Origin of the sequence: Kitasatospora cathayae (genome assembly GCF_027627435.1) — a bacterium.
In the GTDB taxonomy this organism is placed as follows: domain Bacteria; phylum Actinomycetota; class Actinomycetes; order Streptomycetales; family Streptomycetaceae; genus Kitasatospora; species Kitasatospora cathayae.
Window position 1 is genome coordinate 2,264,001 of the sequence record NZ_CP115450.1, and the last position, 17,691, is coordinate 2,281,691.

Here is a 17,691-nt window from a genome sequence, read left to right on the forward strand (position 1 = left end):
TGCGCGCTTCACCACAGGTCCCCGTCCTCGATCAACTCGTTCTCGAACTCGTCGATCTCGTCCTGGTCCAGCTGGACCAGATCGAAGTCCGACGTGGTGGCGCCACCGGCATCGGCGCGCTCGACGTGCCGGGCCATGACCTCCAGCACCCGCACCCAGGTGTCGGCGAGCACCCGCGCGTCCCGCTCGGTCAGGACACCGTCCGGCCAGGTCCAGACGGCGCGCAGTTCGGCGCCGTCGGTCCCGGGCCGTGCCAGGGCGTTGACCTCCAGCGCGTGCCGCAGCGGCATCGCCCCGTCCGACGGCGGGCCCGCCGCGTCGTCCTGCACGCCTTCCGGTGCCAGGCCCCAGTCGGCGCCCGGTCCCGCGGCGTCGAACCGGCCCAGGTAGTTGAAGCCGATCTGCGGAGCGGGAACCCCCGCCAGCGCCTCGGCCGTCCCGGCGTTCAGGTGACGCAGCAGCCCGTAGCCGAGGCCGTGGTCCGGCACCGTGCGCAGTTGCTCCTTGATCCGCTTGAGCAGCCGGCCGACGGCGGGCCCGGCGGACCACAGGTCGTCCCAGTCCACCGTTCCGGGCTCGAGCCGGACCGGGTAGACCGTGGTGAACCACCCCATGGTGCGGGACAGGTCGAGCCCGTCCACGAGGTCGTCCTGACGGCCGTGGCCCTCGACCTCGACGAGCACCGGTCCGCCCTCGGCGTCCTCCCGCAGGGCGGCGGCCGCCAGGGCGAGCGCGGCCAGCAGGACGTCGTTGACCCCCGCGTTGAACGCCGCCGGGATCGCGGACAGCACGGCCTCGGTGACCGGCGCGGGCAGCGACACCACGAGCGAACGCGCGGTGGCGGTGGTGTCCCGGACCGGGTCGAGGGCCCGGGACCCCAGCAGGGGTTCCGGTGCCGGGTCCGGGCCGGCCCAGAACGCGAGCTCCGCCACCCTGGCGGGGCGCGCGGCCTCCTCGGTGAGGGTCCGCGCCCAGCGGCGGAAGGACGTGGCGACCGGCTCCAGCCGAGGCTCGCGCCCGGCGGCGACCGCGGTCCAGGCGGCCGCCAGGTCGTGCAGCAGGATCCGCCAGGAAACGCCGTCCACGGCCAGGTGGTGGACGGCCAGCAGCAGCCGGCCGGACCGCTCGCGACCCGCGTCGAACCAGACCGCCTGCAGCAGTACCCCGTCGGCGGGGGCCAGCCGGGCACTGGCGGCCTCGGCCTCGGCCCGCATCAGCGCGCGCGCCGCCGGCCCGTCCAGCCCGGCGATGTCCACCCTCCGCAGCAGGGACGCCGCGGCGACCGCGCCGACCGGCCGCGTCCGCAGCTGCCAGGACTCGTCGAGGACTTCCAGCCGCAGGACGTCGTGGTGGTCCAGCACCGTCTGCAGCACGGTGGTCAGCCCGGACCGGGTCAGCTCCGCGGGGACCTGCAGCAGCACCGACTGCTGCAGGCCGTCCAGCGTGCCGCCGCGCGCCCGCAGGTCGTGCATGACCGGGGTGAGCGGGACCGGACCGACGCCGTCGTCGGCGGCCCGGACGACCACCTCGCCCGCCACGATGGCGAGTTGGGCCACCGTCTTGGCCTGGAAGACGTCCTTCGGGGTCAGCGCCAGCCCGGCCGCGCGGGCCCGGCTGACCAGTTGGATGGAGCCGATGCTGTCGCCGCCGAGCTCGAAGAAGTTGTCGTGGACGCCGACCGTGCCGAGCCCGAGGACCTCCCCGACCAGCGCGCACAGCAGTTCCTCCCGCGCGTTCCGCGGCGCCCCGCCGGAACCCAGCGGACGCGCCGCGGGGGCCGGCAGCGCCTTGCGGTCCAGCTTCCCGTTGGGCGTCAGCGGCAGCGCGTCCAGTACCACGACGGCCGCGGGCACCATGTAGTCGGGCAGCACGGTGCCGACGAAGGTGCGCAGCTCCGCCGGGTCGAGGCCGTCCGTCGCCGGTCCGTCCTCGCCGGTTCGCCGGCTCGCCGCCGGGCGCTCGGAGCCGTCGTCCCCCTTGTCGCCGGCCGCGACCACGTACGCCACCAGACGCTGGTCGCCCGGCCGGTCCTCACGGACGATCACCGCGTTCTGCGCGACCCCGGGGTGCCGGCCGAGCACGGCCTCGATCTCGCCGGGCTCGACCCGGAAGCCGCGGATCTTCACCTGGTCGTCGGCCCGGCCGACGAACTCCAGCGTGCCGTCCGGCCGCCAGCGCGCCAGGTCGCCGGTGCGGTACATCCGCTCGCCCGGCTCGCCGAACGGGTCGGCCACGAAGCGCTCGCCGGTCAGGCCCGGCCGGTCGAGGTAGCCCCGGCCCAGGCCGGCGCCCGCGATGTACAGCTCGCCCGCGACTCCCACCGGTACCGCGGACAGCGCGCCGTCCAGCACGTACACCCGGGTGTTGGCCATCGGCCGGCCGATCGGCAGCCGGTCGCCCAGCTCCGTCGGGGCGGTGACCCGGTGCTGGGTGGCGCACAGGGTGATCTCCGTCGGCCCGTACAGGTGCCGGACCACGACGTGCGGGGCGGCCCGCAGCACGCTCTCGACGGCGGCCACCGAGACCACGTCACCACCGGTGAGGATCTCCCGGACCCCGCCGAGGGAGTCCGCCAGGTCGTCCGCGACGACCCGGAAGAGCCCGGCGGTGAAGTGCACCCCGGTGATCCGCTCCTCGACGATCAGCCGCTTCAGCTCGGCGACGTCGAGGTCTCCGGGCGGGGCCAGCACGACCTGGCCGCCGGTCAGCAGCGGTATCCACAGCTCGTAGTTGGCGATGTCGAAGGCGTACGGCGCGTGCATCAGGACGCGGTCCTGGTGGCCCGGCTCCCAGCGCGGGTCGAGGACCAGCTCCAGCAGGGCGCGGTGGGTGATGGTGATGCCCTTGGGCTCGCCCGTGGAGCCCGAGGTGTGCATGACGTACACCGCCTGCTCGGGGTGCGCCGGGACGGCCGGGGCGGCAGACCCGTCGGCCACCAGCCGGTCGTCCTCCTCGACCACCACGACCTGCTCGGCCCGCGGCACCCCGCGCTCGTGCCAGGCGCGGTCGGTGAGGAGGACCCGCGCCCCCGAACGCCGCAGCACGTGCTGCATCCGCTCGGCCGGATAGCCCTCGTGCAGCGGCGCGTAGGCCGCGCCCGCCTTGAGCACACCGAGCAGGCAGACCACCAGCTCGACCGAGCGCTCGGTCAGCACCGCGACCCGGTCCTCGGGCCGGACGCCGAGCTCGATCAGGCGCCTCGCCAGCCGGTCGGCACGCGCGTCCAGCTCGCCGAAGGTCAGCTCCCGCGACCCCGCCCGGACGGCGACCGCCTGCGGCTGTCGGCGCGCGTGGTCCGCGAAGACCTGGTGCACCGTGGACGCTTGCGCGGGCAGGGCCACCGCGGTGTCGTTCCACTCCCGGAGCACCTGGTTCCGCTCGGCGTCACCGAGGACGTCGATCAGACCGATCGGGCGGTCCGGATCGGCCAGCACCGCGCGCAGCAGCCGGGACAGCCGGGCGACCAGCAGTTCCGCGCTCGCGTGGTCGAACAGGTCGGTGCTGTACTCCAGCATGCCCTCGATGCCGGCCTCGCCGTCCTCGCCGTACGACTCGTGCAGGCTCAGCGACAGGTCGAACTTGGCCACACCGACCTCGACCGGCTCCAGCCCGACGTCCACGCCGGGCAGCCGCAGCGCCACCTCGGGCGTGTTCTGGAAGGCCAGCAGCACCTGGAACAGCGGCTGCCGGGACAGCGACCGGACCGGGTTGAGCACCTCCACCAGGCGCTCGAACGGCAGGTCCTGGTGGGTGTAGGCGCCCAGGTTCGTCGCCCGCACGCGGCCCAGCAGCTCCCGGAAGCCGGGGTTGCCGGAGGTGTCCGTGCGCAGGACGACGGTGTTGGTGAAGCACCCGATGAGGCCGTCCAACGCCTCGTCGGTCCGGCCCGCGATGGGGCTGCCGACGGGGATGTCCTCGCCGGCGCCGAGCCTGGTCAGCAGGGTGGCCAGGGCCGCCTGCACGACCATGAACACGCTGGTGGCGGTCGTGCGGGCGAGCTCCACCGCGGCCCGGTGCAGCTCGGCGTCCCACGCCACGGTGACGCGCCCGCCACGGTGGCTGGCCACCGCCGGCCGCTGCCGGTCGACCGGCAGTGCCAGCTCCTCGGGCAGGTCGGCCAGGACCTCGCGCCAGTAGGCGAGTTGGCGGTGGGCGAGGCTCTCGGGATCGTTCTCGTCGCCGAGCAGCTCGCCCTGCCACAGGGCGTAGTCCGCGTACTGCACCGGCAGCGGCTCCCAGGCGGGCGCCCCGCCGGCCAGCCGCGCGGTGTAGGCCTCGCCCAGGTCACGGGCCAGCGGGGCCAGCGACCAGCCGTCGGCGGCGCTGTGGTGCAGCGACAGCAGCAGCACGTGCTCGTCCGGCCCGAAGCTGAACAGCGAGGCCCGCACCGGCAGTTCGGTGGCCAGGTCGAACCCGGCCCGCGCCGCGGCGGTGACCAGCTCGGGCAGCTCCGCCTCCGTGGCCTCGACGAAGCTCAGCGGGAACGGCGTCCGGTCGGCGTCGAGCACCCGCTGCTCCGCACGCCCGTCGACCTCGACGAGCAGGGTGCGCAGGGACTCGTGCCGGGCCAGCAGGTCGTCCAGCGCCGCCTGAAGCGCGGGCCGGTCGACCGTGCCGGTCAGCCGCAGCGGAACCGGCATGTTGTAGATGGCGTCCGCCTCGTGCAGCCGGCCCAGGAACCACAGCCGGTGCTGGGCGAAGGACAGCGGCAGCACGTCCGGTCGCGGTCCGCGCTCGAGCGCCGGTCGGGGCGGCGCCCCGGCGCCGGCGTAAGCCGCGACCGCGGCCACCGTCGGCGCCTCGAACAGCACCGCTAGGGGCAGTTCGAGGTCCAGCACCGAGCGGACCCGGCTGACCAGGCGGGTGGCGAGCAGCGAGTGCCCGCCGAGGTCGAAGAAGCTGTCGTCGATGCCGACCTTCTCCAGGCCGAGCACCTCGGCGAAGAGCGCGCAGAGGACCTCCTCACGGGCGGTCCGGGGGCCACGGCCCGAGCCGAGCGTGTCGAACCGGGGCGCGGGCAGGGCAGCGCGGTCCACCTTGCCGGTGCGGGACAGCGGGATCGAGTCCACCACCACGACGGCCGCGGGCACCATGTAGTCCGGCAGCGCGGCGGCGACGTGGGAGCGCAGCTCGGCCGGGTCCGGAGCGGCGCCGTCGCGGGGGACGGCGTAGCCGACCAGGCGCTTGTCACCGGGCTGGTCCTCGCGGACCAGCACGGTGGCGCGGGCGACGGCGGGGTGGCGGACCAGGACGGCCTCGATCTCGCCGAGCTCGATCCGGAAACCGCGCAGCTTCACCTGGTCGTCCGCCCGGCCGGCGAAGACGAGTTCGCCGTCGCGGGTCCAGCGGGCCAGGTCACCGGTGCGGTACATCCGGGAGCCGGGCTCGCCGAAGGGATCGGCCACGAAGCGCTCACCGGTCAGCCCCGGCCGGCCGAGGTAGCCGCGCGCCAGGCCGTCACCGGCCAGGTAGAGCTCGCCCACCACGCCGACGGGAACGGGACGCAGACCCGGGCCGAGCACGAACGCGCGGGTGTTGGCCACCGGTCGGCCGATCGGTGCGACGACCGCCCCGGACAGCGGCCGGCTCAGGCTCGCGCACACCGTCGACTCGGTGGGGCCGTAGGCGTTCAGCATCGTCCGGCCGTCCGACCATCGGGCGGTGACCTCGGGCGGGCAGGCCTCGCCGCCGGTGATCAGGCCGCGCAGGGTGGTCATCCGCTCCGGATCGAGGGTGGCGAGGAAGGCGGGCGGCAGCATCGCGTGCGTCACCCCGGTCTCGACGACGAGCTCCACGACGGCCTCGCCGACGGCCTGGTCCGGGCGCGGGACCACCAGGGTGGCGCCGGACAACAGCGTCATGACCAGCTCGCAGGCCGAGGCGTCGAAGCTGAGCGAGGCGAACTGCAGGACCCGGGACCCGCCGTCCAGACCGAGGGCCTCCCGGTGGGAGAGGGCGAGGGCGGCCAGACCGTGGTGGCTGACCAGGACGCCCTTGGGCGTTCCGGTCGAGCCGGACGTGTAGACCACGTAGGCCGGGTGGCCGGTGCGCAGCGCGGTCCGGCGCTCGGCGTCGGTCAGGTCGGCCGGCGAGTACCCGGCCAGCTCCGCGCCCACGGCCGGGTCGTCCAGCCGCCAGCGGGTCAGCTCCGCCGGGATCCGGCCGTCCGAGCCGCCCGCGGTCAGCACGCCGACCGGCGCGGCGTCCGCGCACATGAAGCCGGCCCGCTGGGCGGGGTAGTCGGGGTCGACGGCCAGGTAGGCGCCGCCGGCCTTCAGCACGGCCAGCGCGGCGGTCACCAGCTCGGCCGAGCGCGGCAGCGACAGGGCCACCACCGACTCCGGGCCGACGCCACGGTCGACCAGCAGACGCGCCAGGCGGTTCGCGCGGGCGTTCAGCTCGGCGTAGCTCAGCGGCTGTCCGTCGTACAGCACGGCGGTCGCCTCGGGGGTGCGGGCGGCCTGCGCCTCGAACAGCTCCGGCAGGGGCGTCGGGGTCACCTGCGCGTCGGTGTCGTTCCAGTCCACCAGGACCTGCCGGCGCTCGTCCTCGTCGAGGAGGTCCACCAGGGCGATCGGGCGGTCGGGGTCGGCGACCGCCGTGCGCAGCACCCGCTCCAGCCGGCGCGCCAGGGTGGTCGCGGTCGCGGCGTCGAAGAGGTCCGTGCTGTATTCGAGGAGCCCGTCGACACCGCCGGCGTCCGGGCGCTCCCTCAGGCTCCACAGCAGGTCGAACTTGGCGATGCCGAGGTCGACGGGTTCGAGGGTGAAGGTGAGGCCCTGGAGGTCGAGGGTGACCTCGGGGGTGTTCTGGAAGGCGAGCATCACCTGGAACAGGGGATGACGGGCCATGGAACGGGCGGGATTGACGAGCTCCACCAACCGCTCGAACGGGGTGTCCTGGTGCGCGTAGGCCGCGAGATCGGCGCCACGGACCCGGTGCAGGAGCTCACGGAAGGTCGGCGCACCCGACACGTCCGTGCGCAGGACGAGGGTGTTGGCGAAGAAACCGACGAGGTCGTCGAGGTTGTCGTCGGTACGTCCGGCGATGGGCGTACCGATCGGGATGTCCTCCCCCGCACCGACACAGTTCAGGAGCGCGGCCAGAGCAGTGTGCACCACCATGAACACACTGGCCTGGTTCTCACGGGCCAGAGCCCGCAGCGCCTGGTGGAGATCGGCGTCCCAGTCGAGCGCGACGGTGCCACCCCGGTGACTGGCCTGCGCCGGACGGGGCCGGTCCACCGGCAGGGCGAGTTCCTCGGGCAACTCCGCGAGCGTGTCCGACCAGTACGCCAGCTGACGCTGAGCCAGACTGCCCGCCTCACCCTCCCCACCGAGCAACTCGCGCTGCCACAACGCGTAGTCCGCGTACTGCACCGGCAACGGCTCCCACCCGGGAGCCCCACCGGCGAGACGGGCGGAGTAGGCCGCGCCGAGATCACGAGCGAGCGGAGCCATGGACCAGCCGTCACCCGCGATGTGATGCAGCGCTAGGACCAACACGTGATCCCTCGCATCGAGCGTGAACAGATGCGCACGGACCGGCAGTTCACGACCGAGATCGAAACCGGCCGTGACCGCCTCGCGCACCGCCACGCCGAGCTCGCCCTCACCGTCGACCCGACGCTCCACCCACGGCACCCGGGCCGCGACGGGATCGACCACCACCTGACACGCCTGACCGTCGACGACCGGGAAGACGGTGCGCAACGACTCGTGACGACCGAGGACATCACCCAGCGCGGCCCGCAGAGCACCCCGGTCGACGGCACCGGACAACCGCAGCACCACCGGCATGTTGTACAGCGCGCCCGCGCCTTCGAGCTGGTTGACGAACCACAGACGCTGCTGCGCGAAGGACAACGGCACCGCCTCGGGCCGCCGCGGCACCGCACGCAGCGGCACGCGAACGGGTTCGCCGGCGACCTGCGCCTCAGCCAGTCCAGCCACCGTCGGCGTCGCGAACAGCGCACGCAGCGGCAGCTCGACGCCCAGGACCGAACGCACCCGGCTGACCAGACGGGTCGCCAACAACGAGTGCCCACCGAGGTCGAAGAAGTCGTCGTCGATGCCGACCCTCTCCAGGCCCAACACCTCCGCGAACACCCCGCACAACACCTCCTCCCACGCGGTGCGCGGAGCACGACCCGACACCACCGAACCGAAGTCCGGCGCGGGCAGAGCCCTACGGTCCACCTTCCCGTTCGGCGTCAACGGCAGCACGTCCAACACCACGACGGCCGCGGGCACCATGTACTCCGGCAGCGCGGTGGCGACGTGCGAGCGCAGCTCGGCCGGGTCCGGAGCGGCGCCGTCGCGCGGGACGACGTAGCCGACCAGGCGCTTGTCACCGGGCTGGTCCTCGCGGACCAGCACGGTGGCGCGGGCGACGGCGGCGTGGCGGACCAGGACGGCCTCGATCTCGCCGAGCTCGATCCGGAAACCGCGCAGCTTCACCTGGTGGTCGGCGCGGCCGATGACGACGAGTTCGCCGTCGCGGGTCCAGCGGGCCAGGTCACCGGTGCGGTACATCCGGGAGCCGGGCTCGCCGAAGGGATCGGCCACGAAGCGCTCACCGGTCAGCCCCGGCCGGCCGAGGTAGCCGCGCGCGACGCCGTTCCCGGCCACGTACAGCTCGCCGGGCACCCCGACCGGCACCGGCCGCAGCCCGGCACCGAGCACGTACACGCGGGTGTTCGAGAGCGGTCGGCCGACCGGCAGGATGCCGGTGCCGGGCTCGCTGCCCGGCTCGATCCGGTACTCGGCGCAGCTCACCGTGGTCTCGGTCGGACCGTACACGTTGCGCACGGTCACGGCCGGGTGCGCCTGCCGCCAGCTCCGCAGCGTCTCGGCGGTCAGCGGCTCACCCGCGAGCAGCAGGTCACCGGTCGGCGACGCGCCGGCGGGCAGGGCCTCCAGCAGCGGCAGATGGCTCGGGGTGCCCTTCACCAGGGTGGGGGCGGTGCCCGCCGACGCGGCGTCGGCGAGCTCGGCGATCCGGACGCAGCCGCCGACGGTCAGCGGGGTGAACAGCGCCGTGACCGTCATGTCGAACGACACGGAGGAGTGCAGCACCGCCGCCCCGGCCGCGCTCGGGTAGCTGCGGCCGGCCCACTCCAGGTAGTCGACGAGGTTGTGCTGTTCCACCAGCACGCCCTTGGGCCGGCCGGTCGAGCCGGAGGTGTAGATGACGTACGCGGGGTGGTGCGGCCGCAGCGGGCGCACCCGGTCGCGGTCCGTCGGGTTCGCGTCGACGGGGGCCAGCCCGTCGACCTGCAGCCCGCCGCCCCGCAGCCCCTCGACCGGGGCACCGTCGGCGGAGATCACCAGGGTCGGCGCGGCGTCGCGCAGCATGAAGTCGATGCGCTCGGCGGGGTAGTCGGGGTCGACCGGGAGGTAGGCCGCGCCGGCCTTCACGACGCCGAGCAGGGCGCACATCAGCTGCGCGGACCGCGGCAGCGCCACCGCGACCAGGTCCTCGGGGCCCACGCCCGCGTCGATCAGCCGGTGCGCGATGCCGTTGGCGCGGGCGTTCAGCTCGGCGTAGCTCAGCGCGAGGTCACCGTCGAGCACGGCGGTCGCCTCGGGGGTGCGGGCGGCCTGCGCCTCGAACAGCTCCGGGAGACAGGCGTGGTCGACAGCGGCCTTGGTGTCGTTCCAGTCCACCAGGACCTGCCGGCGCTCGTCCTCGTCGAGGAGGTCCACCAGGGCGATCGGCTGGTCGGGATCGGCCACCAGTGCGCGCAGCACCCGCTCGAACCGGACGGCCAGCGCCTCGGCGGTCGCCCGGTCGAAGAGGTCGCCGTTGTACTCCAGCACCCCGCGGATGCCGGCCGGGCCCTGCGCCCCGTGCTGCTCCTGGACGTTGACGGACAGGTCGAACTTGGCGATGCCGAGGTCGACGGGTTCGAGGGTGAAGGTGAGGCCCTGGAGGTCGAGGGTGACCTCGGGGGTGTTCTGGAAGGCGAGCATCACCTGGAACAGGGGATGACGGGCCATGGAACGGGCGGGATTGACGAGCTCCACCAACCGCTCGAACGGGATGTCCTGGTGCGCGTAGGCCGCGAGATCGGCACCACGGACCCGGTGCAGGAGCTCACGGAAGGTCGGCGCACCCGACACGTCCGTGCGCAGGACGAGGGTGTTGGCGAAGAAACCGACGAGGTCGTCGAGGTTGTCGTCGGTACGTCCGGCGATGGGCGTACCGATCGGGATGTCCTCCCCCGCACCGACACAGTTCAGGAGCGCGGCCAGAGCAGTGTGCACCACCATGAACACACTGGCCTGGTTCTCACGGGCCAGAGCCCGCAGCGCCTGGTGGAGATCGGCGTCCCAGTCGAGCGCGACGGTGCCACCCCGGTGACTGGCCTGCGCCGGACGGGGCCGGTCCACCGGCAGGGCGAGTTCCTCGGGCAACTCCGCGAGCGTGTCCGACCAGTACGCCAGCTGACGCTGAGCCAGACTGCCCGCCTCACCCTCCCCACCGAGCAACTCGCGCTGCCACAACGCGTAGTCCGCGTACTGCACCGGCAACGGCTCCCACCCGGGAGCCCCACCGGCGAGACGGGCGGAGTAGGCCGCGCCGAGATCACGAGCGAGCGGAGCCATGGACCAGCCGTCACCCGCGATGTGATGCAGCGCTAGGACCAACACGTGATCCCTCGCATCGAGCGTGAACAGATGCGCACGGACCGGCAGTTCACGACCGAGATCGAAACCGGCCGTGACCGCCTCGCGCACCGCCACGCCGAGCTCGCCCTCACCGTCGACCCGACGCTCCACCCACGGCACCCGGGCCGCGACGGGATCGACCACCACCTGACACGCCTGACCGTCGACGACCGGGAAGACGGTGCGCAACGACTCGTGACGACCGAGGACATCACCCAGCGCGGCCCGCAGAGCACCCCGGTCGACGGCACCGGACAACCGCAGCACCACCGGCATGTTGTACAGCGCGCCCGCGCCTTCGAGCTGGTTGACGAACCACAGACGCTGCTGCGCGAAGGACAACGGCACCGCCTCGGGCCGCCGCGGCACCGCACGCAGCGGCACGCGAACGGGTTCGCCGGCGACCTGCGCCTCAGCCAGTCCAGCCACCGTCGGCGTCGCGAACAGCGCACGCAGCGGCAGCTCGACGCCCAGGACCGAACGCACCCGGCTGACCAGACGGGTCGCCAACAACGAGTGCCCACCGAGGTCGAAGAAGTCGTCGTCGATGCCGACCCTCTCCAGGCCCAACACCTCCGCGAACACCCCGCACAACACCTCCTCCCACGCGGTGCGCGGAGCACGACCCGACACCACCGAACCGAAGTCCGGCGCGGGCAGAGCCCTACGGTCCACCTTCCCGTTCGGCGTCAACGGCAACACGTCCAACACCACGACCGCCGCGGGCACCATGTACTCCGGCAGTCGACGGCGCAGTGCGGCCCGCAGGTCCGCGGCCAGGGTGTCGGCGACCGAGGCGGGGTCGGACGGGACCACGTAGGCGACCAGCTGGCCGGCACGGTCCGACCGGGGCACCACGGCGGCCGCGGCCACTCCGGGCTGCGCGGCCAGGGCGGACTCGATCTCGCCGAGCTCGACCCGGTGGCCGCGCACCTTCACCTGGTCGTCGGTGCGGCCCAGGTACTCGAGCGTGCCGTCGGCCCGGCGCCGGGCCAGATCGCCGGTGCGGTACATCCGCTCGCCCGGCTCGCCGAACGGGCAGGCGACGAATCGCGAGGCGGACAGGGCCGGCCGCCGCAGGTAGCCGCGGGCGAGGCCGTCGCCGGCCACGTACAGCTCGCCGGCCACCCCGACCGGCACCGGCCGCAGCCGCTCGTCGAGGACGTAGGCGCGCATGTTGCCGATCGGCCCGCCGATCGGCGGCCGGGCGTCGCCCTGCAGCGGATCGCTCATGGTGGCGCACACGGTGGTCTCGGTGGGGCCGTAGGCGTTGACCAGCCGGCGCCCCGGCGACCAGCGCGCCACCAGGTTCCCGGAGGCGGCCTCACCGGCCACGACCAGCGAACGCACCGACGGCAGGTCCTCGGGCGCGAGGACGTCCAGTGCGGTCGGCGGGAGCGTCAGGTGGCTGACCCCGTAGGCCTCCACCAGCTCGGCCAGCGGAGCACCGGGGCGCAGTCGGTCGGGCTCGGCGAGTACGAGGGTCGCGCCGGACAGCAGCGCCATGACCAGCTCCCAGAACGCCGCGTCGAAGCTGAACGAGGCGAACTGGAGCACCCGGTCGCCCGGGCCGACGACCAGTCGGTCCCGTTGGGCGGCGAGCAGGCCGGCCACACCGCGGTGGGTGGCGACCACTCCCTTGGGCTGCCCGGTGGAGCCCGAGGTGAAGATGACGTACGCGGGGTGGCCGAGGTCGAGCGGGCTGCGGCGGTCCCGGTCCTGGACGTCGTCGTCCGGGAGGTCTGCCGACCCGGCGGTGTCGAGCACGATGTGTTCCGTGCCGACCGGCAACGCGGCGGCCAGGGCGCCGGTGGTGACGGTGAGCGCGGGGGCGCCGTCGGCGAACAGGTAGGCGATCCGCTCGGCGGGGTAGTCGGGGTCGACCGGGAGGTAACCGGCACCCGCCTTGAGGACACCCAGCATCGCGACCACGAGGTCGGCGGAGCGGGGCAGCATCAGCGCGACGACGGACTCCGGGCCGATGCCCCGGCCGATGAGCAGCCGGGCCAGCCGGTTGGCTCGGCGGTTGAGCTCGGCGTACGACAGCGCGGTGTCGGCGAACAGGACCGCGGGCGCGTCCGGGGTCCGGGCGACCTGGGCCTCGAACAGGGCCGGCACCGTGAGCGTCGGCACCTCCCGGCGGGTGTCGTTCCAGCCGGTGGTGAGCAGGCGGTGCTCGGCCTCGGTCAGCAGGTCCGCCGCGCCGATGGGGCCCGCGGGATCGGCGACCACCGCGTGGAGCAGCCGCTCCAGGCGCTGGACCAGCGTGGCGACGGTCTCCCGGTCGAACAGGTCGGTGCTGTACTCGACGTAGCCTTCGAGGCCGCCGGGGGCGCCGTCGCCGTCGCGGGTCTCGGTCAGGGAGAGCGACAGGTCGAACTTCGCCCCACCGGGGTGGATCTGCTCCTTCCGGACCTCCAGGCCCGGCAGGTCGAGCTCGGACGCCGGGGTGCTCTGCAGCACCAGCATCACCTGGAAGAGCGGGTGCCGGTTGGCCGCTCGGCTCGGGTTGAGCGCCTCGACCAAGCGGTCGAACGGGAGCTCCTGGTGCGCGAAGGCCGCGAGGTCGGCGGTCCGAACGCGGTCCACCAGCTCACCGAAGCCCGGATCGCCCGAGGTGTCGGTGCGCAGCACCAGGGTGTTCACGAAGAACCCGACCAGTTCGTCGAGCGCCTGGTCGGTGCGGCCCGCGAGCGCGGTGCCGAGCGGGATGTCGGTGCCTGCGCCGAGCCTGCTGAGCAGGGCGGACAGGCCTGCCTGCAGCACCATGAAGAGGGTTGCCCGGTGCTCCCGACCCAGCTCCGCCAGGGCGCGGTGCAGCTCGGCGTCGAACCGCACCGGCAGCGCCTCGCCGCGCCGGCCGGACACCGCCGGGCGCGGACGGGCGCCGGGCAGCGGCAGTTCCTCGGGCAGGTCGGCCAGCGCCTCGCGCCAGAAGACCAGTTGGCGGTGGGCCAGGCTCGCGGGGTCGTCCTCCGTGCCGAGCAGCTCGCGCTGCCACAGCGTGTAGTCCGCGTACTGCACCGGTAGCGGCTGCCACTCGGGGGCCGAGCCGCCCAGCCGGGCCGCGTACGCGGTGCCCAGGTCGCGGGCCAGGGGCGCCATCGACCACTCGTCGCCGACGATGTGGTGCATCACCAGCAGTAGGGTGTGCTCGGTCGGGGCGAGCGTGAACAGCGAGGCGCGCAGCGGAAGTTCGCGGTCCAGGTCGAAGGGCGTGGCTGCGGCTCGGGTCAGCAGGCCGGGCAGGTCCTCCGCGGTGGCCTCGGTCACCGGCAGGGGCAGCGTGCGGGAGTCGAGCACCTGCTGCCGGACCGGCCCACCGCTCTCGGTGAAGACCGTGCGCAGCGACTCGTGGCGGCGGACCACGTCGTTCAACGCGGCCCGCAGCGCCTCCCGGTCCAGCTCACCGGTGAGCCGCAGGGCCAGCGGCATGTTGTAGGTCGGGTCCGCCCCCTCGATCCGCTGCAGGAACCACAGGCGCTGCTGGGCGAACGACAGCGGCACGGCATCCGGTCGCGGCATCGGCCGCAGCGCGGGGCGGGCCGGCTCGCTCTCGGCGATCCGGTCGGCCAGTCGGCTCACGGTCGGCGCCTCGAAGAGGGTGCCGAGCGGGAGCTCCAGACCGAGCTCCGAGCGGATCAGGCCGGCCAGCCGGGTGGCCAGCAGGGAGTGCCCGCCGAGGTCGAAGAAGCTGTCGTCGATGCCGACCCGGTCGACGTCGAGCGCCCGGGCGAACAGCTCGCAGAGGATCTCCTCCCGGGCGTTGCGCGGGCCACGACCGGCACCCTCGGCCTCGAACCGAGGCGCGGGCAGCGCCCGGCGGTCGAGCTTGCCGTTGGTGGTCAGCGGCAGGGTGTCCAGCAGGACCACTGCGGCGGGCACCATGTATCCGGGAAGCGCCCGGCCGGCGTACGCGCGCAGCTCGGCGGCATCCACCGCGGCGCCTCGGGTGACCACGTAGGCGACCAGCCGCTTGTCGCCCGACCGGTCCTCGTGGGCGATGACCGTGGCCTGGGCGACCTGCGGGTGGCGGGTCAGCACCGCCTCGATCTCGCCGAGTTCGATCCGGAAACCGCGGATCTTCACCTGGTGGTCGGCGCGGCCCTCGTACACCAGCGCGCCGTCCGGGGTCCAGCGGGCCAGGTCGCCGGTGCGGTACATCCGCGCGCCGGCCGGACCGAAGGGGCAGGCGACGAACCGGTCCGCGGTGAGCGCGGGGCGGCCCAGGTAACCGCGGGCCAGACCGGCGCCGGCCACGTAGAGCTCGCCGGTGACGCCGGGCGGCACCGGCCGCAGGGAGGAGTCGAGGACGTAGGCCCGCAGGTCCGCGAGGGCCGGGCCGACGGTGCTGCCGGTGTCGGCCGCGGCGCTCGCCCGGTCCAGCGCGCGGTGGGTGACGTGCACGGTGGTCTCGGTGATCCCGTACATGTTGACCAGCGTCGGCCGGTCCTCCGGGTGCCGCTCGTACCAGGCGCCGAGCCGGCCGGGGGCCAGTGCCTCGCCGCCGAAGACGACGTAGCGCAGGCTGAGCGGGGTGTCGGAGCTCTGCTGGTCGGCTTCGACCAGCTGGTGGAACGCGGACGGCGTCTGGTTGAGGACGGTGACGCGCTGCTCGGACAGCAGGGTCAGGAAGTCCCGCGGCGAGCGGGACACCGCGTGCGGCACCACGACGAGCCGACCGCCGTACAGCAGCGCGCCCCACAGCTCCCAGACCGAGAAGTCGAAGGCGTAGGAGTGGAACAGCGTCCAGACGTCCTGGTCGCCGAAGTCGAACTCCCGGTCGGCCGCCGAGAAGAGCCGGGTGACGTTGCGGTGGGGGATCACCACGCCCTTCGGCTTGCCGGTGGAGCCGGAGGTGAAGATCACGTAGGCCGGGTGGTCCTGCCGCAGCGGTGCGCGCCGGTCGGCGTCCACCGGGTTGGTCGCCGGCGCGCCGTCGGTGTCCCGCACCGACTCCACGCTGTCCAGCACCAGCACCGGCCGGCCCTCGGTCAGCACGGCTTCGATCCGCGCCTGCGGGGCGTCCGGGTCGATCGGCAGGTAGCCGGCCCCCGCCTTCAGGACCGCCAGGATCGCCACCACCAGCTCCGGCGAGCGCGGCAGCACGAGGCCGACCAGGTCCTCGGGGCCGGCGCCGCGGGCGATCAGTCGGTGCGCGAGCCGGTTGGCCCGCTCGTTCAGCTCCCGGTAGGTCAGCCGGCTGTCCTGAAAGGTCACCGCGACGGCCTCGGGCGTCCGCGCGGCCTGCGCCTCGAACCGGGCCGGGAGGGTCCCGGCGGCCAGGTCCTCGGCGGTGGGGTTCCAGTCGGTCAGCACCCGGCGGCGCTCCTCCGCGCCCAACACGTCGAGCTGCCCGACCGCCCGGCCGGGTTCGGCGGCGAGCGCCCGCAGGAAGTCCAGGAACCGCCGCCCATGGCCGGCGATCTCGTCGGCGCCGAACGCGGACGCGTTGCCCGCCACCCGTAGCCGGAGCCCGGCGCCCTCGCCGCCGCCCTCGAACGCGAAGGTCAGGTCGTCGACGGGACCGCTCGGCACGCTGTGGATCTCGGCCCGGCAGTCGCCGAACCGCAGACCGGGCTGCAGCGGCAGGAAGTTGACGGCGGGTCCGAACATGCGCCGGGAGTGGGCGCCGAGCCCGAGGTCCTTGCGCAGGTCCTCGCCGCGGTAGCGCTGGTGGCGCAGCAGGGCCCGGAGCTCGCGCGCGACGTGTCGCTGGAGGTCGGCGAACGAGGCCTCGGCCCGGACGTCGAGGCGCAGCGGCAGCACGTTGGAGGCCATCCCCGGCGTGGCCTGCATGATGCCGCCTAGGCGGCCGGTGACCGGGAAGCCGAGCACCACGTCCTCGGTGGCGGTGAAGCGGCGCAGGTAGGCCGCGGCGGCGGCGGTGAGCGTGACCTGCCAGGTCGTCCGGGCCTCGGCGGCCAGCCGCTTGAGTTCGGCGACGAGCTGCGGCTCCACCTGCTCGGTGGCCCGCCGGGCCTCGGACCAGAGGCCGAGGTTCCGATCGGGCAGGCTCAGCAGCTCGGGGTCGTCCGCGAAGCGGTCGAGCCAGTAGGCGCGGTCCTTGCGGCTCTGCTCGGAGGCGGCGTACTTCTCGCCCTCGGCGAGGAACGCGTCCAGGGGGGCGAACTCCGTGGGCGGGGCCTCGACGCCCTCGGCCAGCGCCGTGTAACAGGCGGCGACCTGCTGCACGAGGAGGTTGAACCCGTAGGCGTCGGTCGCGATGTGGTGGACCCGGGTGTACCAGAGGTGGTGGTCCGGGGCGAGTCCGAACAGGACCTGGGTGAACAGGGGGCCGACGGAGAGGTCGGTGGTCTCGGTGAGGTCCGCCGACATCAGGTCGTGTGCGGTCTGGAGCGGATTCCGCTCCGCGCTCAGGTCGTGGACGAGGAGTGGCCAGTCGCGCGCTGACCGGACGATCTGCCGGGGGGTCCCGCCCTCTTCGACGAAGCGGACGTGCAGCGCCTCGGCCGAGTCGACGGAATGCCGCAGTGCGCGCTCGAACAAGTCCCGGTCGAGCGCGCCGCGGAGTTCGACGTACCCGCTGATGTTGTAGAGGGTGCTCGCCGGATCCAACTTCTGGGCGTACCAGACGCGCTGTTGGGCCGCAGACAGCGAGAGGGCAGCAGAATGCGATTCGGCGAACACCGTGAGAATCCCCCATTAATCCTCCGGGGGAGTTTCCGTCGCCCCGGTGCGCAGGACTGCGCAGCACTCGTAAAAATGTCCCAGGTCGCCCGCCCACGTCGGATGCTAAGCAACAGTCAGCGGTTGAGTCAATCGCGTATCCGGCTTGACGCCACCTCAGCAACCGCAGGTCACAACCACTTTGCGGCAAGGCGGGAGGCTGCGGGATCGACTCGTTCGGGCCGCCGACCCGGCCGATCCCCCCTTCCCACGACACTACTGCAGGGACTCGCCACTAGTGGGATCGGCCGTCGGGTCCGTGCAAGGACTTCACACCGGGCGTTTCCCGACAACGTGTCGTCGATCACAGGTTGGCGCCCGGCAGGCC

At 73.7% G+C, this 17,691-nt stretch carries 1 protein-coding gene; it reads right to left on the minus strand.

Annotated elements, in window-relative coordinates:
* Window positions 1-8: 8 nt before the first annotated feature.
* Window positions 9-17,324, minus strand: coding sequence for a non-ribosomal peptide synthetase (locus O1G21_RS10180; protein WP_270142643.1), 17,316 nt, complete (start codon window positions 17,322-17,324; stop codon window positions 9-11).
* Between the last annotated feature and the right edge of the window lie 367 nt (window positions 17,325-17,691).